Source organism: uncultured Castellaniella sp. (assembly GCF_937988725.1).
In the GTDB taxonomy this organism is placed as follows: domain Bacteria; phylum Pseudomonadota; class Gammaproteobacteria; order Burkholderiales; family Burkholderiaceae_B; genus Castellaniella.
The window spans coordinates 385809-405233 of sequence record NZ_CALKHS010000004.1 but is presented as its reverse complement, the minus strand read 5'-3'; the positions used below and the strand labels follow the sequence as shown (position 1 = coordinate 405233).

At 67.5% G+C, this 19425-nt stretch carries 17 protein-coding genes; 9 read left to right on the top strand and 8 right to left on the bottom strand.

Translation table 11 applies throughout. The features are described 5' to 3' along the window. The 5 genes from dmpG to Q0263_RS05360 all read left to right on the top strand — a co-directional run bounded on the left by dmpG (position 1) and on the right by Q0263_RS05360 (position 5595). Positions 1-1041: a 4-hydroxy-2-oxovalerate aldolase gene (gene dmpG / locus Q0263_RS05380; protein WP_298014088.1), complete on the top strand. Its 1041-nt coding sequence runs from the start codon at positions 1-3 to the stop codon at positions 1039-1041. Positions 1042-1299: 258 nt separating this feature from the next. Next, the gene (locus tag Q0263_RS05375) at positions 1300-2775 is read left to right on the top strand and encodes an ABC transporter substrate-binding protein (RefSeq protein ID WP_298014085.1); all 1476 of its coding nucleotides are present in this window, start codon (positions 1300-1302) and stop codon (positions 2773-2775) included. A gap of 21 nt (positions 2776-2796) precedes the next feature. Further along, positions 2797-3816, top strand: a complete 1020-nt coding sequence (locus tag Q0263_RS05370; protein WP_298014082.1) for an ABC transporter ATP-binding protein — start codon at positions 2797-2799, stop codon at positions 3814-3816. Between the two features lie 4 nt (positions 3817-3820). Further along, on the top strand, positions 3821-4747 hold the full coding sequence (locus Q0263_RS05365) for a sugar ABC transporter permease (RefSeq protein ID WP_298014079.1): 927 nt from the start codon (positions 3821-3823) through the stop codon (positions 4745-4747). A gap of 2 nt (positions 4748-4749) precedes the next feature. Next, positions 4750-5595 (top strand): carbohydrate ABC transporter permease, encoded by an 846-nt coding sequence (locus Q0263_RS05360; protein ID WP_298014076.1) that lies wholly within the window; start codon positions 4750-4752, stop codon positions 5593-5595. A 72-nt stretch (positions 5596-5667) separates the two neighbouring features. Here the strand turns inward: Q0263_RS05360 and Q0263_RS05355 are convergent, their stop codons facing one another. The 6 genes from Q0263_RS05355 to Q0263_RS05330 all read right to left on the bottom strand — a co-directional run bounded on the left by Q0263_RS05355 (position 5668) and on the right by Q0263_RS05330 (position 13704). Beyond that, positions 5668-8844 carry an efflux RND transporter permease subunit gene (locus Q0263_RS05355; protein ID WP_298014074.1) on the bottom strand — a complete coding sequence of 1059 codons (3177 nt, stop codon included), beginning with the start codon at positions 8842-8844 and terminating at the stop codon, positions 5668-5670. Between the two features lie 13 nt (positions 8845-8857). Then, complete coding sequence (locus Q0263_RS05350; protein ID WP_298014071.1) at positions 8858-10081, bottom strand: efflux RND transporter periplasmic adaptor subunit; 1224 nt, start codon at positions 10079-10081, stop codon at positions 8858-8860. Between the two features lie 191 nt (positions 10082-10272). Continuing rightward, positions 10273-10842, bottom strand: coding sequence for a phasin family protein (locus Q0263_RS05345; protein WP_298014068.1), 570 nt, complete (start codon positions 10840-10842; stop codon positions 10273-10275). Positions 10843-11031: 189 nt separating this feature from the next. Beyond that, positions 11032-11862: an IclR family transcriptional regulator gene (locus Q0263_RS05340; protein ID WP_298014065.1), complete on the bottom strand. Its 831-nt coding sequence runs from the start codon at positions 11860-11862 to the stop codon at positions 11032-11034. 147 nt (positions 11863-12009) lie between these two features. Further along, positions 12010-12855 (bottom strand): molybdopterin-binding protein, encoded by an 846-nt coding sequence (locus Q0263_RS05335; protein WP_298014061.1) that lies wholly within the window; start codon positions 12853-12855, stop codon positions 12010-12012. Between the two features lie 48 nt (positions 12856-12903). Next, positions 12904-13704, bottom strand: a complete 801-nt coding sequence (locus tag Q0263_RS05330) for an EI24 domain-containing protein (protein WP_298014058.1) — start codon at positions 13702-13704, stop codon at positions 12904-12906. A 52-nt stretch (positions 13705-13756) separates the two neighbouring features. On the opposite strand from Q0263_RS05330, the gene Q0263_RS05325 reads away from it, so the two are divergent. Then, a complete protein-coding gene (locus Q0263_RS05325; RefSeq protein WP_298014054.1) occupies positions 13757-14134 on the top strand; it encodes a thioredoxin family protein in 378 nt (125 codons plus the stop codon). A gap of 28 nt (positions 14135-14162) precedes the next feature. Here the strand turns inward: Q0263_RS05325 and Q0263_RS05320 are convergent, their stop codons facing one another. Then, positions 14163-15548 carry a DEAD/DEAH box helicase gene (locus Q0263_RS05320; RefSeq protein ID WP_298014052.1) on the bottom strand — a complete coding sequence of 462 codons (1386 nt, stop codon included), beginning with the start codon at positions 15546-15548 and terminating at the stop codon, positions 14163-14165. A 125-nt stretch (positions 15549-15673) separates the two neighbouring features. Here Q0263_RS05320 and Q0263_RS05315 point away from each other — a divergent pair, with 125 nt between their 5' ends. From Q0263_RS05315 to Q0263_RS05305, 3 genes are read left to right on the top strand one after another with little or no spacing between them, the layout of a single operon-like run. Next, positions 15674-16594, top strand: a complete 921-nt coding sequence (locus tag Q0263_RS05315; RefSeq protein ID WP_298014049.1) for a branched-chain amino acid transaminase — start codon at positions 15674-15676, stop codon at positions 16592-16594. A gap of 11 nt (positions 16595-16605) precedes the next feature. Beyond that, positions 16606-16836, top strand: coding sequence for a zinc-finger domain-containing protein (locus tag Q0263_RS05310; protein ID WP_298014046.1), 231 nt, complete (start codon positions 16606-16608; stop codon positions 16834-16836). After that, positions 16805-17923: an alpha/beta fold hydrolase gene (locus Q0263_RS05305; protein WP_298014043.1), complete on the top strand. Its 1119-nt coding sequence runs from the start codon at positions 16805-16807 to the stop codon at positions 17921-17923. The genes Q0263_RS05310 and Q0263_RS05305 overlap by 32 nt, the downstream gene beginning before the upstream one ends. Before the next feature lie 20 nt (positions 17924-17943). Here Q0263_RS05305 and Q0263_RS05300 read toward each other — a convergent pair whose 3' ends face one another. Further along, positions 17944-19422 carry a M48 family metalloprotease gene (locus Q0263_RS05300; RefSeq protein ID WP_298014041.1) on the bottom strand — a complete coding sequence of 493 codons (1479 nt, stop codon included), beginning with the start codon at positions 19420-19422 and terminating at the stop codon, positions 17944-17946. Positions 19423-19425 lie beyond the last annotated feature (3 nt).

Genomic DNA, 19425 nt, shown 5'->3' with positions numbered 1-19425 from the left:
ATGACACAGACACCGCGGAAAATCACCCTGCACGACATGACGCTGCGCGACGGCATGCACCCCAAGCAGCACCGGATCACCCTGGAGCAGATGCGGGCCGTCGCCCAGGGCCTGGACGAGGCTGGCATGCCCCTGATCGAAGTCACCCACGGCGACGGCCTGGGCGGCGCATCGGTCAACTACGGCTTTCCCGCCCACTCGGACGAGGACTACCTGAAGGCCGTCCTGCCCGTGGTCAAGCACAGCCGGGTCTCGGCCCTGCTGCTGCCCGGCATCGGCACGACGGACCACCTGCGCATGGCGCACGATCTCGGCGTGCACTCCATCCGTGTAGCCACCCACTGCACCGAAGCCGACGTGTCGGAACAGCACATCACCGAAGGCCGCCGCCTGGGCATGGACACGGTCGGCTTCCTGATGATGAGCCACATGAACAGCCCCGAAGGCCTGGCCGGACAGGCCAGGCTGATGGAAAGCTACGGCGCCAACTGCATCTACGTGACGGACTCCGCCGGCCACCTGCTGCCCGCCACCGTGCGCGAACGCCTGCGGGCGGTGCGGGACGCCCTGAAGCCGGAAACGGAACTGGGATTCCACGGCCACCACAACCTGGCCATGGGAGTCGCCAACAGCATCGCCGCCATCGAGGCCGGCGCTACCCGCATCGACGCCGCCTGCGCGGGGCTGGGCGCCGGCGCCGGCAACACGCCCATGGAAGTCCTGGTCGCCGTCCTGGACCTGATGGGCATCGACACGGGCGTCGACGTCTTCAAGATCCAGGACGTGGCCGAAGACCTGGTCGTGCCCATGATGGACTTCCCCATCCGCATCGACCGGGACGCCCTGACGCTGGGATACGCCGGGGTCTACGGATCCTTCCTGCTGTTCGCCAAGCGGGCCGAGAAGAAATACGGCATCCCCGCCCGGGAGATCCTGGTGGAGATGGGACGGCGCGGCATGGTCGGCGGCCAGGAGGACATGATCGAAGACACGGCGCTGTCCCTGCTGGGCCGGCGGACGAAACAGACCGCCGCCGTCTGAACCGCTTTCGCCCCGGCATCCGGCCTGACGGTCCGCCCGTCCGGCCGGATGCCGGCCAGAGGGCGCGAAACACCAGGGGTTTACCCGCGTTCACCTCATCCGATCCTGTAAACCCGCGTTACACTGAACTACGATTTCATCGTGCGTGACGCGCCAGGTAGCACGCGACCGCTACGCAGCTGCATATCCATCTGTTCTGGGTAGCGCCGCCGCCAGTGAATCCGGTCTGACGACCTGCCCTTTTCTAGGAGGCAGGTCATGTCGTCCGTACGCTCCACCCTTTCCCGGGGGCATTCGCCCCTGGCCCGCTCCGCATCCCCCCTATCCCCCGCCCGGCGCCGCATCCTGCAGGCCGGCGGCCTGGCGGTCCTGGGCGTTCCCTTCCTGCCGGCCCGCGCCTTGGCCGCCGGCAAGACCCTGAAGATCCTGCAATGGAGTCATTTCGTCCCCAGCTACGACAAATGGTTCGACGCCTTCGCCAAGGCCTGGGGCGAAGCCCACGGCGTGCAGGTCACGGTCGACCACATCAACATCGGCGACCTGGTCACGGCCACCACGTCCGAACTGTCCGCCAATTCGGGCCACGACATCATCGAGCTCGGACCGGAAGCCGCCCAGTTCACCCCCAACGTGCTGGACATGGCCGACGTCAACCAGCAGGCCGCCAAGCAGTTCGGCGACATCTTCCCCATCACCAGGCGCGTGTCCTACAACCCGGTGGTCAAGACCTGGTATGCCTTCTGCCACGGCTGGACCATCGACTGCGGCGACTACCGCAAATCGCTCTGGGACAAGGCCGGCCTGGCCAATGGCCCGGACACCTGGCGGCAATTGCTGGACACGGGCGAGAAGATCCGCAAGGAACAAGGCGTGCAGGTGGGCATCGGCATGTCCCAGGAACTGGATTCGAACATGGTGGCGCGTTCCGTGCTGTGGTCCTGGGGGGCGTCGGTGCAGGACGCGGACGACAACGTGATCCTGGGCCGGGGCAACAACCGCGCCCTGGCCATCGAAGCCGTGAAATACATGGTCGACCTGTATCACCGCACCATGACGCCGGCCATCTTTTCCTGGAATGCGGCATCCAACAACCAGGACCTGATCGCGGGCAAGGCGTCCTACATCGTCAATTCGATCTCGGCCTACCGGTCCGCCCAGGAAGCCAAGCCCGACATCGCCAAGGACGTGTTCTTCACCGGCCCGCTGGCCGGGCCCAAGGGAGACCGCTGGGCCAACGTGCACGTGCTCTACAACTACATCATCCCGAAATTCGCCAAGGCCCGCGAAGACCTGGCCAAGCAGTTCATCCTGCACCTGGCGGCCAACTACGATCAGGCCATGTACCAGAGCAAGCTCTACAACTCGCCCAGCTTCTTCGGCACGCCCGTGCCCGGCGGCGACCGAGGCTATGCGGCGGTCCAGGGCGCCAAGACGCTGAAGAACCTGAACGACGCCTGGTTCGCCCACGATCCGTTCAAGCTGGACGGCGAGGCCGACGGCAAGCTGGCCCCCCTGGTGCCGGCCCCGGACTGGACCACCAACCTGGGCCACCCCGGCTATTCCAACCCGGCCGTGGGCGAGGTCTTCAACACCTTCATCCTGCCCAACATGATGGCCAAGGCGGCGCGAGGCGACCTGACGCCGGAACAGGCGGTGGACGAAGCCGCCAAGCAATGCGAAAGCATCTATGCCCAATGGCGCGGCCGCGGCCTGATCGGCGGCAAGAAGGCCTGAACCCGCGACAAGGAAACTCTCATGGCCAGCCTGAGCATCGAGCACCTGAGCACCACCTACGACCATGGCCGAGTCAAGGCGGTCGACGACGTCAGCCTGGATGTTCCCGACGGGGAGTTCCTGGTGCTGCTGGGCGCTTCGGGCTCGGGGAAATCCACCCTGATGCGCACCATCGCCGGGCTGGAGCACCCCAGCGGCGGCGTCATCCGCATCGACGGGCGCGAGGCCAACGAGGAGCCGCCGCGCCTGCGCAACATCGCCATGGTGTTTCAAAGCTACGCCCTCTACCCGCACAAGACGGTCGCCCGCAACATCGCCTTTCCGCTGGAGGCCATCAAGATGCCGTCCGCGCAGATCCAGGAGAAAGTCCGATGGGCGGCCGAGCTGTTCGGCATCGGCCAGCTCCTGGGCCGCAAGCCCCGCGAACTGTCCGGGGGCGAGCGTCAGCGGGTCGCGCTGGCCCGCGCCCTGGTCAGGACGCCCCGCCTGTTCCTGATGGACGAGCCCCTGTCCAACCTGGACGCGAAGCTGCGCCACTCGGCCCGCCGGGAATTCAAGCGCCTGCATCAGCAGACCGGCATCACCACCCTGTACGTGACTCACGACCAGGTCGAGGCCATGGGGCTGGGGCAGCGCATCGCCGTCATGAACCACGGCAAGATCCAGCAGATCGGCACTCCCTACGAGATCTACCACGAACCCGCCAACACCTTCGTGGCGCAGTTCATGGGCTCGCCCCCCATGAACCTGATTCCATCGGGCGACCAGCTGCTGGGCTTCCACCCGGAAGATGCCCGCCTGACCGAGCAGGCGGACCTGCCGCAGCACCACATGCTGCCGGTCGAGATCCAGCAGGTGGAGAACCTGGGGGCCGACGCGCTGGTCTACGGCACGTTCACGCCCAATCGCAGCGACGTCATCCTGAAGCTGCCCGAGCGGCTGGCCGAAGGCCTGGCGGCCGGACAGTCCCGCACCTTCTGCGTGCCCGACGCGCTGATGCGCCGCTTCGATCCCCGCACCGGCCTGCGGGTCCGGGACTGAGGCCATGGCTCGCCGCGCCTCGACCCTGACCCTGCACCAGCGCGACACGCTGCTGGCCATGGGCATGGTGCTGCCCGCCATCCTGTACATCACCCTGCTGCTCGGCATTCCCATCGTGCTGGCCGTGATCTACAGCCTCAACGACGTCACCACCGGCAGCCCGGTGATGCGCTTCATCGGCCTGGACAACTTCCAGGCGCTGCTGGACACCCCCGATTTCCTGCGGGCCGTCAGCAATACGTTCGTCATCACGATCTCCACCCTGATCGGCGTGCTGGTGCTGGGCACCGTCCAGGCCGAACTGCTGATCCGCCCCATCCGGGGCAAGTGGCTGATCCGCTTCCTGATCCTGCTGCCCTGGACGGCGCCGGCGTCCCTGAGCGCCATCGCCTGGCTGTGGATGCTGGACTCGACGTTCAGTCCGCTGGACTGGATCCTGCGCGGGCTGGGCCTGCTGGGCCATCCCGGCGCCCTGTTCGGGGATTTCGACAATACCTTCTGGCTGGGGCGCAGCGGCCTGGCGCTGTTCTCCATCATCCTGGTCAACGTCTGGCGCCTGCTGCCGCTGGCCACCGTCATCATCCTCGCCGGCCTGAACGGGGTGCCGCGCGACATCCTGGAACAATCCGAGATCGATGGCGCGGGCTATTTCCGGCGCCTGTTCCACATCATCCTGCCCATGCTGATTCCCGTGTTCGGGGTGACGATCCTGTTCACCTTCGTCTTCGTGTTCACGGACATCGTCACCGTCTTCATCCTGACGCGCGGCGGTCCGGCCAACGCCACCCAGGTCCTGCCCACCCTGGCCTTCTTCACCGGGGTCCAGGGCGGATCGCTCGGGCGCGGCGCGGCGACGGCGCTGTTCCTGCTGCCGGTGCTGGCCGCCGTGTCGATCGTGATCCTGTCCATCATCCGCCGCCGGGAGATCTAGCCATGCACACCGGATCCCGATCCCCCGCCCGCGCCGGCGGCCTCTATGTCGCCACGCTGCTGTTCGTGGTGTTTTCCGCCCTGCCGTTCTACGTGATGCTGATCACCAGCTTCAAGACCCAGGGCGACATCTTTTCACCGGCGGCCAACCCCTTCTGGTTTTCCGCGCCGCCGACCCTGGCGAACATCAAGCTGCTGTTCTTCCAGACGCAGTTCGTCCAGTGGCTGATCAACACGGTCTGGGTGGGGCTGGCGGTGGTCGTCATCACGCTGGCGCTGTCGGTGCCGGCGGCCTACGGGCTGGCCCGCATCGCGGGCGGCTGGGGCGAGACCCTGGGCATCGGCATCTTCCTGAGCTACCTGGTGCCGCCCACCCTGCTGTTCATCCCCTTTTCCAAGGTCATCGCATTCCTGGGCCTGCAGAATTCGCTCTGGGCGCTGATCGTGGCCTACCCGACCTTCACCGTGCCGTTCTGCACCTGGCTGCTGATGGGGTTCTTCAAGGGCATCCCGCGCGACATCGAGGAACAGGCGATGATCGACGGCCACAACCGCTTCAGCGCCTTCATCCACGTGGTATTGCCCCTGGCCCTGCCGGGCCTGATGACGGTGGTGGTCTTCGCCTTCACCCTGTCCACCAGCGAATTCATCTACGCCCTGGCCTTCGTCACGCACACGGCCGACAAGACCATCAGCATCGCGGTGCCCACCGAACTGATCCGGGGCGACGTCTATCATTGGGGGCCGCTGCTGGCGGGGGCGCTGATCGCCAGCATCCCGATCGCCGTGCTGTACACCTTCTTCATCGACCAGCTGGTGGCGGGGTTGACGTCGGTGGCGCGGAACTGAGCGGCTGCGGCCGCGAAAGCGGCGGCCGGGGCGCCCGACGCCGCCGCCCGGCCGGACGCCGGGCGGGCCGGATCACCGGCCCGGCTGGCCCGCCGCGCGGGCGGCCACCCGGCGGCTGCGCAGCCGCCGGGCCTGTTTCAGCGCGCGTCCACGCACGTAATGATGATGCACGCGGTCCAGGTACAGATAGACGACCGGCGTCGTGTACAGCGTCAGGGCCTGCGACAGGATCAGTCCGCCCACCATGGTGTAGCCCAGGGGCTGGCGCAGTTCCGAACCGGCGCCCGTGCCCAGCATCAGCGGCAGCCCCGCGAACAGGGCGCACAGGGTCGTCATCAGGATCGGGCGAAAACGCAGCAGACAGGCCTGGTAGATGGCTTCGCGCGAGGACAGCCCCTGTTCGCGTTCGGCCACGATGGCGAAATCGATCAGCAGAATGCCGTTCTTCTTCACGATGCCGATCAGCAGCAGGATGCCGATCAGGGCGATCACGCTGAAGTCCATGCCGCTGACCATCAGGATCAGCAGCGCGCCCACTCCCGCCGCCGGCAGCGTGGACAGGATGGTCAGCGGGTGGATGTAGCTTTCGTACAGCAGGCCCAGCACGATGTAGACCGCCACCAGGGCGGCCGTGATCAGATAGGGCTGCGTGGCCAGCGATTCCTGGAAGGCCTGGGCCGTGCCCTGGAAAGACCCCTGCACCGAAATCGGCACCGCCATTTCGGCCTGGGCCCGCTGGATGGCGTCCACCGCCTGGCCCAGCGAATACCCGTGCGCCAGGTTGAAGGAAATCGTCACCGCCGGGAACTGCCCCTGGTGATTGATGGACAGATAGCCGGTCCTGGAGGTGTCCACCTTCACCAGGCTGGACAGGGGCACCTGCTGCCCCGTCAGCGGCGAGGTGACGTACAGGTGCGAGAACACGTCCGGGTCGCGCTGCCATTCGGGCGTGACTTCCAGCACGACGTTGTAGCTGTTGATCTGGGTGAAATACTGGGCGACCTGGCGCTGACCCAGCGCGTCGTAGATGGTGTTGTCGATCATGGCCGGAGAAATGCCGAACATCGCGGCCCGCGCCCGGTCGATGGTCACCACCGCCGTATTGGCGCTGTTCTGCTGGTCGGTGGCCAGATCGGTCAGGGGCGCCAGGGTGCGAAAGCGATCCAGCAGCCGGGGCGCCCAGACGTTGAGCTCGTCCAGATCGGCGCTGGTCAGGGTGTACTGGTACTGCGTGCGCGACATCCGTCCGCCAACGTTGATGTCCTGCCCCGCCTGCATGAACAGGCGCACGCCGGGCACCTTCGCCAGTTGCGGATTCAGCCGCCGGATCACGGCGTCGGCCGAGGCCGTGCGCCCCTGGTCGCGGGGCCTCAGGCTGATGAAGAAGCGGCCCGTGTTGAAGGTCGGCGCATTGCTGGTCATGCCGAAGGAAGCGATGTCGGGATCCTGGCGCAGCACGTCGGCCAGGGCCATCATGCGGCCGTTCATGGCTTCGAAGGAGCTGTCCTGGGCGGTTTCCGCCAGGCCGAAGATCGCGCCGGTATCCTGCTGCGGGAAAAACCCCTTGGGAATGACCACCAGCAGGGCCGCCGAGGCGGCCAGCGTGGCCAGGAACACGCACAGGGTCAGGAAGGAGTGGTTCAGGACCACGTCCAGGCTGCGCCGGTACGCGCCCAGCAGGATATCGAAGCCGCGTTCGAAGGCCTGGTAGACGCGCCCGTGCCGCACGTGCTGCAGGTCGCGCAGGAACTTCGAACAGAGCATGGGCGTGAGCGTCAGCGTGACCAGCACCGAGAGCCCGATGGTCATGACGACCGTCACGGCGAATTCCCGGAACAGGCGGCCCACGATGCCGCCCATCAGCAGCAAGGGAATGAACACGGCCATCAGCGACACGGAAATCGACACGATGGTGAAGCCGATTTCACGCGCCCCGCGCAAGGCGGCTTCCAGGGGCTTCATGCCTTCTTCGACGTGGCGCCAGATGTTTTCCAGCATCACGACGGCGTCGTCGACGATGAAGCCGACTGAAATCGTCAGGGCCATGAGCGACAGATTGTCCAGGCTGTAGCCCGCCAGGTACATCAGGGCGAAGGTTCCCATCAGGGCCAGCGGCACCGTGACGCTGGCAATGAGGGTGCCGGCCAGGCTGCGCAGGAACATGAAGATGACCAGGACCACCAGCACGATGGACAGGATCAGCGTGAATTCGACCTCGTGCACGGACGCCTGGATGTTCTGGGTGCGGTCCATCAGGGTGCTGACGTGCACGCTGGCCGGCATGGCCGCCATCAGCTTGGGCATCTCGGCGCGGATGCGCGCCACCGTGTCGATGACGTTGGCCCCCGGCTGCTTGGTGACGCCGACCACCAGGGAACGGCCGTCGATGGCCACGTCGTTGGGGCCGGCGCCGCGCCCGGCGAAGGCCCAGGCGGCCTGCTTGGCGTCTTCCGGTCCCGGCACCGCCTGGCCGATGTCGCGCACCCGCACCGGCGCCCCCTTGCGCCAGGCGACGATCGCGTCGTTCCACTGGTCCGCGTCCGTCAGCTGGTCGTTGGTGTAGACGGTGTAGCTCTGCCGGGTGCCGTCCACCGAGCCCTTGGGCTGGCTGACGGTGGTGGTGGCGATCACCCCCCGGATCGATTCCAGGTCCAGCCCCAGCGCGGCGATCTTGCGTGGATCGACCTGGACCCGGATGGCGGGCTTCTGCTGACCGAAGATATTCACCTGCCCCACGCCGTCCACCCGCGACAGCTGCTGCGCCAGGATGTTGTCGGCGTAGTCGTTCACGACGGTGATCGGCAGGACGTCGGACTGCACGGACAGCAGCAGGATCGAGAAATCGGCGGGATTGATCTTGCGGAAGGTCGGCGGGCTGGGCATGTTCGACGGCAGCTGGCGGGCGGCCGCGGCAATCGAGGTCTGCACGTCCAGCGCGGCGCCGTCGATATTGCGGTCCAGATCGAACTGCAGCGTGATGCGCGAGGCGCCCAGCGTGTTTTCCGAACTCATCTGCGCCAGGCCGGGGATGGTGGAAAACTGCCGCTCCAGCGGCTGGGCCACGCTGGTGGCCATGGTTTCCGGGCTGCCGCCGGGCAGTTTGGCGGTGACCTGGATGGTGGGGAAATCCACCTGCGGCAAAGGCGCCACCGGCAGCAGAGGAAACACCGCCAGCCCCACCAGGAAGAGCGCCAGGGCCAACAGCGACGTGCCGATGGGCCGCTGGATGAAAAGCGAGGAGATGTTCAAGATTCAGCCCTGCTCAGGATGCGGCGTTCGCGGCCGGGACGGCGACGGGTTTGGCCCCCGCCGAGGTCTTGGCGCCATCGCCCGCCTGGGGCTGGATTTCGGCGACCTTCACGCCGGGCCGCAAGCGGTATTGCCCGTCCACCACGACGCGATCGCCCGCGGCCAGGCCCTGGGCGATCACGCTGAGCCCGTCCTGCGAGGCCAATACCCGCACCGTCCGGGGCTGGGCGACGTCGTCCTTGCCAACCACATAAACGAACAGGCCCTGCGCCCCGCGCTGCACGGCGGGATCGGGCACCACCAGCGCGTCATGCCGCACCCCCAGAATCAGGCGCACATCCACGGTCTGGCCCGGCCACAGCCGCTGGCCTGGATTGGCCAGCCGGGCCTTCAGGCGCAGCGTGCCGCTGGCGGCATCGATCTGATTGTCCACCAGCACCAGCTTGCCCTGGCCCAGCACCTGGGACTGCCCCTGGGACAACACCTGAACCTGGATCGCATCCGGCGCAGCGTCGGCGCCCTGGCCCGCCGCCAGCAAGGCGTCGCGGATCTGCCCGTAAGCGATATCCGGCACGGTAAAGCTGACAGCGATGGGATCGACCTGATTGATGACCACCAGCCCCTGGGCGTCGGCGGCCCGCACCAAGTTGCCGGGGTCCACCAGCCGCGCGCCGGTCCGTCCCGCGAAGGGCGCCACGATCCGGGTGTAGGCCAGCTGCACCTGCGCGGCCTGGACTTGGGCCTCGTCGGCCTGCACCGTGGCCTGCAGCGCCGCCACCTGGGCGCGCTGCGTGTCGAGCGTCTGGCGATCGATGGCCGCATGGCGCGCCAGCTCGACGTAGCGCTTTAGGTCCTGGCGGGCGTTGTCGAGCTGCGCCTGATCGCGGCTGCGCTGAGCGACGGCCTGCGCCAGCTGCGCCTTCTGCGCCCGATCATCCAGCTGCGCGATCAACTGCCCCTGGCGCACCGTGTCGCCTTCCTTGAAGCCGACGGATTCCAGCTGGCCATCGATGCGGGAACGCACCGTGACGCTTTCCCAGGCCTGGACAGCGCCCAGCCCCGGCAGGCGGATCGGCATGTCCTGGGCCCGGACCTCGGTCGTGCGCACCAGCACGGGCCCGCTGCCGGCCTTGGGCGCCGGCGCGGCCGCCGGACGGCTGAACCACCAGATGGCGGCTCCCAGCACCGCCAGGGCCGGCAAGCCAAACAGCAACAGGGAGCGGCGCACAGCGGACATGCTTCGGGATCCTGGACAAATTGTGACGGATTGGAACAAACGCCCGCAGGCGCCCTGTGCGAGTATACGGTCAAGCCCGCCCGGAAAGATGAAGGAATCTTGAAAAAAGGGACGAAAAAAAGCCAGGCGGATGCCTGGCTTTTCAAGACGGCATCGGCCGGCTACGGAACCGGCCGATGCCGCTGCTGCGATCAGTTGGCCGAGCGGCGGGCGCGGGCGGGCTTGGAAGCCTTGGACGCGTCGGAGGCGGCCTTCAGGGTGGCGTTGGTCGCGGCGGCGAAGTTGGATTCAGCGGCGCTGGCGGCCTGGCGGGCAGCCTTGGCAGCGGATTCGTAGGCGTTCGTCGCGGTGGCCAGCGAGGACTTCAGCAGCGCCACGGCGCCTTCGGAGCCGGTGGGAGCGTTGCGGGAGAACTGTTCCACGGCGTCGACGACGCGTTCCTGGTTCTGGGTCAGCTGGGCTTCAGCCAGCTTGCTCAGTTCGCCTTGCACGTCGGCCAGGATTTCGTAGACGTCCTTGCCGTAGGCCACGGCCTGTTCCGGGCGCACCAGCGCCGAGGTGAAGGCCAGCAGTTCCTGGGCGTCCTTCAGTTCGGCGGCTTCCTGGGATTTCTGGGCGACGTCTTCCAGAGCGGCCTTCGTGGCCTTCAGGTTCAGGTCGACCAGCTTTTCAAAGCCGCTGAAGAAAGTGCCCTGGACGGCCAGGACGTTGTCGATGACGGCCTTTTGCGTGGCCAGCAGGGCTTGGGGGTTTGCGCTCATGATGACTCCTTGTCAATAAGTAGAAGGCTTCCTCAGAGGCATCATGCCCGGCACCTTCTCGACTGCAACCACAATGTTGCAGCGCACAAATGAAATTCTAAAGGAATCACCAGGGAAGTCAAGAATTTTTTGCTGCAACGCAACAAAATAATTGGATGGGGCCGGGACGGCGCCGCGCAAGGCCCGTTTTCAGCCTTGGGATTCGTATCCGAGCGCCTCGGAAATGCTGGTGGTGGCCGACAGCAGCAGCGGAATCCAGTCGTCGCGCATGCGCTCCGCGGGCGCGGACAGGGACAGGCCCGCGAGCAGCGTGCCGGTATCGTCGTAGACCCCGGCGGCGATGCAGCGCACGCCCAGTTCCAGTTCTTCGTTGTCGCGCGAATAGCCATGGCGCCGCACCAGGGCCAGCTCGCGTTCCAGCTGTTCCAGCTGCGTGATGCTGTTGCGCGTGTTGCCGGCCAGGCCGGTGCGCATGGCATAGCTGCGCACGCTGCGCGCGTCCCAGGTGGCCAGGAACAGCTTGCCGGTGGACGTCAGGTGCAAGGGCGCCCGCCCGCCGATGGCCCGCACGACCTGCATGCCGGAGCGTTCGCTCCAGGCGCGCTCGATGTAGACGATCTCGTCGCCCTGCGCCAGGGACAGATTGACGGTCTGCCCCGTCTGGCGATGCAGCTCGCGCATCGGCCCCATGGAGGCGGCGCGCACGTCCAGGCGCCCCTTGACCAGGGACCCCAGCTCCAGCAGGCGCATGCCCAGGCGGTACAGGCCGCTGTCCACCCGCTCGACGTAGCGCCCGACGGCCAGGTCGGCCAGGATGCGATGGGTGGTCGAGGCGTGCAGCCCGGTGGCGGCGGCCAGATCCTTCAGGGCCACAGGATCGCGCTGCCCCGCCAGCACGTCCAGGATGCGCATGGCGCGGTCCAGCACCTGGATCGTGACGGAGCTGTGTTCGGTCACCGTATCCCGCAGCGGAGGCTGGGGGGACGGCAGCAGGGAGGGAGAACTGGAGGAACGCGCCATAAAAGGGATTTGTTGCAATGCCACAATTCCATACTATGAAAAATCATTCCATCTGGCAAGCCCTAAATATCCTGTCCGGCCGATCTTCGGGGATGGGTCGGGCAGGATGCCGGACGCCGCGCGACGGCGATCCGGCGCCTGGAACGTTCAGATCGGCGGATTCAGGCTGCCCCCCAGGGACTGGACTTCCGTGCGTAGCCAGGCCAGGGCTTCGGCCGCGGCGCCCGGTTCGCCCTTCACGCCCAGTTCGATGTGCGGATGGCCGCCGGAATCCCCGACATTGGGCAGGCTGAAGGCCCGGATGCCGGGCCAGCGCTGCTCCAGGGATTCCAGAGCGGGCGTGATGCGAGACTCGGGCAGGCCGAAGACCAGGAAGGAATGCTCGACCCGGGCTTCCTGGTGATGCCAGCGGGCGTAGCGGGTATCCAGGGTCCAGGCCATCATGGGATGGGCCATGACGGGGAAGCCCGGCATGAAGCTGTGGTTGCGGATGAAGAAACCCGGGATCCGGTTGTAGCTGTTGGGAATGATGTCCGCGCCCACCGGGAACACCCCCATCTGCAGGCGCTGCTGGTTTTCCGGCGTGGACATGTCGGCGCTGCCCTGCCCCTTGGCCGCCATCTCCGCGCAGCGTTCGCCGATCAGCCGGGCCGCCTCGGGATGCAGGGCCAGGCCCACGCCCAGGGCGCGGGCGGCCGCCTGCCGGGTGCGGTCGTCGGGCGTGGCCCCGATGCCGCCGCAGCAGAAGACCAGGTCCCCGGTCGCGAAACTGCGCCGCAGGCACGCGACGATGTCGTCCTCGTCGTCGGAAATGAATTCCGCCGCCTTCAGCCGCATGCCCCGGGCCTGCAGCAGATCGATCAGGGTGGAGAAGTGCTTGTCCTGGCGGCGGCCCGACAGGATTTCGTCGCCGATCGCGATCAGGCGCACCGACGGCACGGGTTCGTGCGCCGCCTGGGACGCAGCCGGAGGAATGCTCGGGGAGGATGTCATCGAAGAAGTTCCGTGTGAGGATCAGGAATCAGGGGCCGGGCGCCGCGGCTAGCGCGCCGGCATGTCGATCACGGTTTCCGCCCGCAGGCGCCCGATGGCGTCCAGGCAGAAATGGGCGTAGACCAGCGCCGAGAATACCGGCATCACCAGCCAGAACAAGGGCACCAGATTGATCACGGCCAGGACGGCGGCCAGCAGCCACAGCTGCCGGTTATGGCGGCGCCACAGCAGGCGCCGCTCGGCCGGGCTGGCGTGTTCGATCATGGCGTCGACCCGCAGCATGCGGTTCAGCGCGAAGGCCCACCAGAAGATGGGCAGGATCAGCGCCATGGGCGGCAGCAGCCACAGCGGCATGGTCAGCAGCCAGCCCAGGCAGAACAGCACGCCCACCCAGACGGCATTCCAGGTCCCGAGCACGGTCGCATGCTGCCCCTGGCGGCCCAGCCCCGGATAATCGCGTTTTTCCAGGTGCTGCAGCACCAGCGGCATGACGAAGACGGCGGCGATGCCCAGGCCCAGGATCCCCGCCATCGGCAGCAGCAGGCCGGCGGCCATCAGGGGCACCAGCCAGAGCTTGAGCGAGAACAGGCCCACGGCCACCATCCAGCCGTCCACCGTATTGAACACCCCCCAGGACGAGGCCTCCTGGTCCAGCCAGCCCGTCAGGGGCGACCAGAAGAACCACAGCAGGACGATGGCGCCCAGCACCGCGATCACGAAAGGCAGGAACAGCGCGGCGATCATGCGAGGATGAAGCTGGCTGACCAGGGCGCGGCGAAACGCCTGCCCGACCAGCGACAGCCCGCGGGAAGACTGCGACCCGCGCAGGGCAAGATTCTGATGCGTCATACGGCACACGAGGTGTGAAAACAAGGAGGAATTTTCATACTATATTGCCCTCATGAAAGTATTCAACCCCCACACCGATCTACCCGCCCTGCGCGGGCGCCTGGCCCGGGACGACGGGCGCCGCGTCGTCTGCTACTGCGCCGCCTGGTGCCGCACCTGCGACGGCTACCAACCCGCCCTGGAAGCGTTGGCCGAGCGATATCCCGGCTGGACGTTCATCTGGGTGGATGTGGAGGACAGCCCCGACTGGCTGGGCGACGAAGACATCGAAAACTTCCCCACTGTGCTGGTGCAGGATCGCGCCGGCACGCGCTTCTGGGGAGTGCAGCTGCCCTATGCCGAACATCTGCAGCGCCTGCTGGACGGCGCGGACGAACTGCCGGTGCTGGCCGGCGGCCCGGGCCTGATCGGCGAGCTGGCGGGCGCCTGAAGCGCCCCGAACCCGCCGGCCAGGCGGATCAGTCGGACTTGCGGGCGCCGCCCAGCAGCACCCCGACGGGACGCCGCGCGGGCGTGACCGCGGGACGCACGTCCGGCGCGGCGGGCTGGTCGCTGACGGCCGCCGGAACGTACGGTTTGGAGAAGAAGTCATCCAGGGGGGCTTGCGGGGCATGCCAGCCCGGCCCGGAGGCGCGGTGCGACCCCACCGGCCGGCGGCGGGGTTCGCGCGGCAGTTCCAGTTCCCCGCGCGGGATCTTGGTCTTGATGAGTTTCTCGATGTCCAGCAGATAGCGCTCTTCATCCGGGGCGAACAACGCGATGGCTTCGCCCTCCGCGCCGGCGCGGCCCGTGCGGCCGATGCGGTGCACGTAGTCCTCGGGATTGCGCGGCAGGTCGTAATTGATGACGCAGGGAATCCCGGCCACGTCCAGCCCCCGGGCGGCCACGTCCGTGGCGACCAGGACTTCCAGCGTGCCGGCCTTGAAGGCGTCCAGGGCCTTCATGCGTTCGATCTGGGACTTGTTGCCATGGATGGATTCCGCGCGGATGCCGTCCTGTTCCAGCTGCCGCGCCAGGCGGCTGCAGCCGATCTTCGTGTTGGAGAACACGATGACCTGGCTGAGCTGGCGGGATTTCACCAGATGCACCACGGCGCGGCGCTTGGCGTCGCCTTCCAGGGGATAGGCAATTTGCGTGACGGTGTCGGCCGTGGCATTGGGCCGGGCCACTTCGACTTCCACAGGAGTGCGCAGGAAGCTGCGGCCCAGCTTGCGGATTTCAGGGCTGAACGTGGCGGAGAACAGCAGCCCCTGCCGCCCCGGGGGCAGCAGGCGCATGATGCGGTCCAGGTCGGGCAGGAAGCCCATGTCCAGCATGCGGTCGGCCTCGTCCAGCACCAGGATGCCGACCTGGCCGAGATTCACGTTGCGCTGTTCCACGTGATCCAGCAGCCGCCCGGGGGTGGCGATCAGGATCTCGCAGCCCCGGCGCAGCTGTTCTTTCTGCGGGCGGATGTCCACGCCGCCGAAGACCACGGCCGCGCGCAAGGGCACGAACTGGCTGTAGCGCTGCACGTTTTCATGGATCTGGTCGGCCAGTTCGCGGGTGGGGGTCAGGATCAGCGCCCGCACCGGATGCCGCGCGGGCGATGCGCTGTTGCTGGCGAACGGCATCAGGCGATGCAGGATCGGCAGGGAAAACGCGGCGGTCTTCCCGGTGCCGGTCTGGGCCGCCCCCATCACGTCGCGCCCCGTCAGGGCGATCGGGATGGCCTTGGCCTGAATCGGCGTGGCGGACGTGTAGCCCGTGGCCTCGATGGCCTGCATGATGCCTGGATGCAGGCCGAACTGGCCAAACGCGACGGGTTGTTCGGCAATGGGATCGGTGGGGGTGGATTCGGTCATTCGTAGCTAGAGGAACACAGGCGCCGGAATCGGCCCTGCGTGTTCATGAACAGCGTATTTTAACGTGCATCGCCGCAGGGCGGGCAATTGGTACAATAAAGCCCTATTCATCTGGGGAGACGGCAATGTCCATGGCTGACCGCGATGGGGTGATCTGGTATGACGGCAAGCTCGTGCCCTGGCGCGACGCCACCACCCACGTCCTGACACATTCGCTGCATTACGGCCTGTCCGTTTTCGAAGGCGTGCGCGCCTACAAGACCGACCACGGCACCGCCATCTTCCGCCTGGAAGACCACACCCGGCGCCTGTTCAATTCGGCGCACATCTACCAGATGAAGATCCCCTACACCCGCGAGGCGATCTCCGAAGCCCAGATCGAAGTCGTGCGCCGCAACGAACTGGAATCCTGCTACATCCGGCCCATCGTGTTCTACGGTTCCGAAAAAATGGGCGTCTCGCCCAAGGGCGCGCAGGTGCACGTCGCCATCGCCGCCTGGTCCTGGGGCGCCTACCTGGGCGAAGAAGCCCTGAAGCAGGGCATCCGCGTCAAGATCTCGTCCTACGCCCGCCAGCATGTGAACGTCACCATGCCCCGGGCGAAGATCGCCAGCACCTACGCCAATTCCATCCTGGCCAACACCGAAGCCCTGGAACACGGCTACGACGAAGCCATCCTGCTGGACACCAACGGCTTCGTGGCCGAAGGCTCGGGCGAAAATCTCTTCATCGTGCGCGACGGCGTGATTTACGAACCGGACATCGCCTGCGCCCTGACCGGCATCACGCGCGCCTCCATCCACCAGATCGCCGCCGACCTGGGCCTGCAGGTCGTGTCCCGCCGCCTGACGCGCGACGATCTGTACATCGCCGACGAGGCCTTCTTCACCGGCACGGCCGCCGAAGTCACGCCCATCCGCGAAATCGACGGCCGCCAGATCGGCGCCGGGGAACGCGGCCCCATCACCGCCCAATTGCAAAAAGCATTCTTCGAAGCCGTCTCGGGCAAAACCCCGAAATACCATCACTGGCTCTCGAAAGTCTGACAGGAACCTCCATGAGCAGCACGCCCGCTTCATCCCCGAAACCGGAACCCATCGCCGTCGGCGCCGAAGACCTGCCGGTCTACTGCCCCGGCCCGAAGTCACCGCTCTGGTCCATGCATCCCCGCACCTACATCGAAGTCGTGAAGAACGGGGTTGCCAGATGCCAGTACTGTGGCACTGAATACATCCTGCGCGACGGCGACCACCCGCATGGCCACGAACAGGCCGGCATCCGTCCCTGACCCGTCCGCCCGCCTCGATCTCAGCCGCTGTCCGGTGCCGGCCTGGCTGCCGGGCGGGCACACGCAGACGCTGTACGGCGCCTTCTGCGCGCAGCACCCCGCGATCCGCTTCGTCCGCGAACGGGTCGACACGCCCGACGGCGATTTCGTGGACCTGGACTGGTGCAGTCCGGGCCTGGATCCGCACGTCCGGCCCGACGGCCAGCCTACGCCCCACGAATCCAGCCTGGTCGGCACGGCCGCCAGCCGCTGGATGGAGCCGGCCGACTGGTCCAGGCTGCCCGCGAACGCCCCCGCCCTGATCCTGTTCCACGGTCTGGAAGGCAGCAGCCTGAGCCCTTACATGCAGGCCGCCGCCCATGCCTTCCGCAACCGGGGCTGGACCGTGGCGGCCGCTCATTTCCGCAGCTGCTCGGGCGTGCCCAACCGCATGGCGCGGGCCTACTACAGCGGTGATTCCGCTGAAATCGCCTTCATGCTGGACCATGCCCGCTCGCGTCTGCCGCAGGCCGCCTGGCATGCCGCGGGCATTTCCCTGGGGGGCAACGCGCTGCTGAAGCACCTGGGCGAAACCGGCCACGGCGTGCGGGGCCTGCGCGCCGCCGCCGCCGTTTCCGTGCCCATGGACCTGGCCGCCTGCGGGCGCCGGCTGTCGGATACCGTATGGGGACGGCAGTTGTATTCACGTCACTTTCTGCGCAGCATCCGCCGCAAGATCTTCGACAAGGCGCAGGAATTCCCGGGCTCGGTGGACGTGCTGCGCACCCAGCGCATGCGCAGCCTGCGCGAGTTCGACGATCTGTACACCGCCCCCATGCACGGCTACCGGAACGCGCTGGACTACTGGACCCGGGCGGCCAGCCTGCCGCTGCTGTCCGGCATCCGCGTGCCCACGCTGATCCTGAACGCCCGCAACGACCCCTTCGTGCCCGAGGCATCCCTGCCCGGCAGCCGCGATGTGTCCCCGGACGTCCTGCTGCACCAGCCCGGCCAGGGGGGACACGCCAGTTTCGTCACCGGCATGTTCCCCGGCCACCTGGGCTGGCTGCCCGCCCGCCTGCTGCAGTTCTTCGACAGCGGGCGCTAGTCTCCCGCCCGCGCGGCGCGCTATTTCTTCTTGTAGGGTTCCAGCAGCGCCCGCTGGTTTTCCAGGCTGTCGCGCAGGGCGCGGATGCGCATGTCCAGACGCGACTGCTCGTAGAAGTCCTTGGACAGGCGACGCGCCTGCTGCAGGTGCTCCATGGCCGTCGGCAGGGCGCCCGTCTGCTCGAAGTAGGACGCCATGGCTTCGTGCGCCTGGACCTTGTCGCCCAGGCGTTCCAGGCTGTTGGACAGCAGTTGCTGGAATTCCGGCGTGTCGGGCCATTGCCGGACGGCGGCCTTCAGGAAATCCACCGCCGCCTGATCCTGGCCCGCCGCCTGCAGGGCGCGCGCGCGCTCGTCCGCGACCCCCTGGCTCTGCGGCCAGCGTTTCCAGGCCTGGGCGGACGCATCCGCCGCGGCGCTCGGGCTGCGCGCCCGCGCCAGGCGGACGTCCAGCATGTCCAGCTGCGGCGCGGTCTGCACCGCCCGGGCGGCCTCCAGCTGCTGCCGGGCGGCCTCGGCCTGCCCCGCCTTCCAGTCCAGCCAGGCCAGGCCGTACAGGGCGGCGGCCTTGCGGCTGCCCTGCCGGTCGCGGGCCTCGCTCTTGAAGGTCTGCCGCAGACGCTCATCGGCGCCGCCGCGCGCCTGGAGCAGCGCCAGGCGCGCCCGCACGAACCAGAATTCGGGATCGGGGTGCGCGGCGGCGGGGGGCAGTTCGGCCAGCCGGTTCTCGATGTCGGACAGGCGCTGGATGGACAGGGGGTGGGTCGAGGCATAGCCGCCGCCCGTGCCCTCGTTCAGGCGCGACGCGTTCATCAGGCGCCGGAACATGTCCAGCATGCCCCGGGGGTCGAACCCCGCCTGGCGCATCATCTGGAATCCGGCGCGGTCGGCTTCCTGTTCGGCGCTGCGGGAAAAGCCCAACTGGCGATCGATCGTGGCGGCCTGGCCGAACGTCGCCACCCCCATGGCCAGATCCCCCTGCCCCGCCAGAGCGGCCAGCAGGGCGCCGACCAGGGTGGCCACCATCAGGCCGGTGCCCTGCGATTGCTGGGCGATGCCCCGGGCGATGTGGCGCTGCATGACGTGGCCGATCTCGTGCGCCAGGACCCCCGCCAGCTCGGATTCGCTCTGGGCGGCCACGACCAGGCCGCTGTTGATGCCGATGTAGCCGCCCGGCAGGGCGAAGGCGTTGATGGCCGGATCGCGCACCGCGAAAACGGTGATGGTCTGGGACAGCGCCTGCGGCGCGTGCGCGGCCAGCTTGCGTCCCAGGGCGGTCAGGTACTGGTTGATGTCCAGATCCGCGATGTAGGTCGGGTCATGGCGGCCCTGTTCCATGATGGCCTGGCCCAGGGTGTGCTCCACCAGGGGCGACAGTTCCGACGCCGACGCCGCACCCATGGAGGGCAGCCCCATGGGCTGGCTCCAGGCGGGAAAGGCGCAGGCCAGCGCCGCCGACAGGCACAGGGTTTGTCCGATCCGGCGCAGGCAGGGATTCATGGG

Excerpts from the sequence above, each read along its gene's own strand:
- Q0263_RS05340 (WP_298014065.1), bottom strand. The coding sequence starts at position 11,862 with ATGGCGCGTTCCTCCAGTTCTCCCTCCCTGCTGCCGTCCCCCCAGCCT.
- Q0263_RS05305 (WP_298014043.1), top strand. The coding sequence starts at position 16,805 with ATGGCCACGAACAGGCCGGCATCCGTCCCTGACCCGTCCGCCCGCCTC.
- Q0263_RS05360 (WP_298014076.1), top strand. The coding sequence starts at position 4,750 with ATGCACACCGGATCCCGATCCCCCGCCCGCGCCGGCGGCCTCTATGTC.
- Q0263_RS05310 (WP_298014046.1), top strand. The coding sequence starts at position 16,606 with ATGAGCAGCACGCCCGCTTCATCCCCGAAACCGGAACCCATCGCCGTC.
- Q0263_RS05320 (WP_298014052.1), bottom strand. The coding sequence starts at position 15,548 with ATGACCGAATCCACCCCCACCGATCCCATTGCCGAACAACCCGTCGCG.
- Q0263_RS05345 (WP_298014068.1), bottom strand. The coding sequence starts at position 10,842 with ATGAGCGCAAACCCCCAAGCCCTGCTGGCCACGCAAAAGGCCGTCATC.
- Q0263_RS05350 (WP_298014071.1), bottom strand. The coding sequence starts at position 10,081 with ATGTCCGCTGTGCGCCGCTCCCTGTTGCTGTTTGGCTTGCCGGCCCTG.
- Q0263_RS05335 (WP_298014061.1), bottom strand. The coding sequence starts at position 12,855 with ATGACATCCTCCCCGAGCATTCCTCCGGCTGCGTCCCAGGCGGCGCAC.
- dmpG (WP_298014088.1), top strand. The coding sequence starts at position 1 with ATGACACAGACACCGCGGAAAATCACCCTGCACGACATGACGCTGCGC.
- Q0263_RS05370 (WP_298014082.1), top strand. The coding sequence starts at position 2,797 with ATGGCCAGCCTGAGCATCGAGCACCTGAGCACCACCTACGACCATGGC.
- Q0263_RS05365 (WP_298014079.1), top strand. The coding sequence starts at position 3,821 with ATGGCTCGCCGCGCCTCGACCCTGACCCTGCACCAGCGCGACACGCTG.
- Q0263_RS05325 (WP_298014054.1), top strand. The coding sequence starts at position 13,757 with ATGAAAGTATTCAACCCCCACACCGATCTACCCGCCCTGCGCGGGCGC.
- Q0263_RS05300 (WP_298014041.1), bottom strand. The coding sequence starts at position 19,422 with ATGAATCCCTGCCTGCGCCGGATCGGACAAACCCTGTGCCTGTCGGCG.
- Q0263_RS05330 (WP_298014058.1), bottom strand. The coding sequence starts at position 13,704 with ATGACGCATCAGAATCTTGCCCTGCGCGGGTCGCAGTCTTCCCGCGGG.
- Q0263_RS05375 (WP_298014085.1), top strand. The coding sequence starts at position 1,300 with ATGTCGTCCGTACGCTCCACCCTTTCCCGGGGGCATTCGCCCCTGGCC.
- Q0263_RS05315 (WP_298014049.1), top strand. The coding sequence starts at position 15,674 with ATGTCCATGGCTGACCGCGATGGGGTGATCTGGTATGACGGCAAGCTC.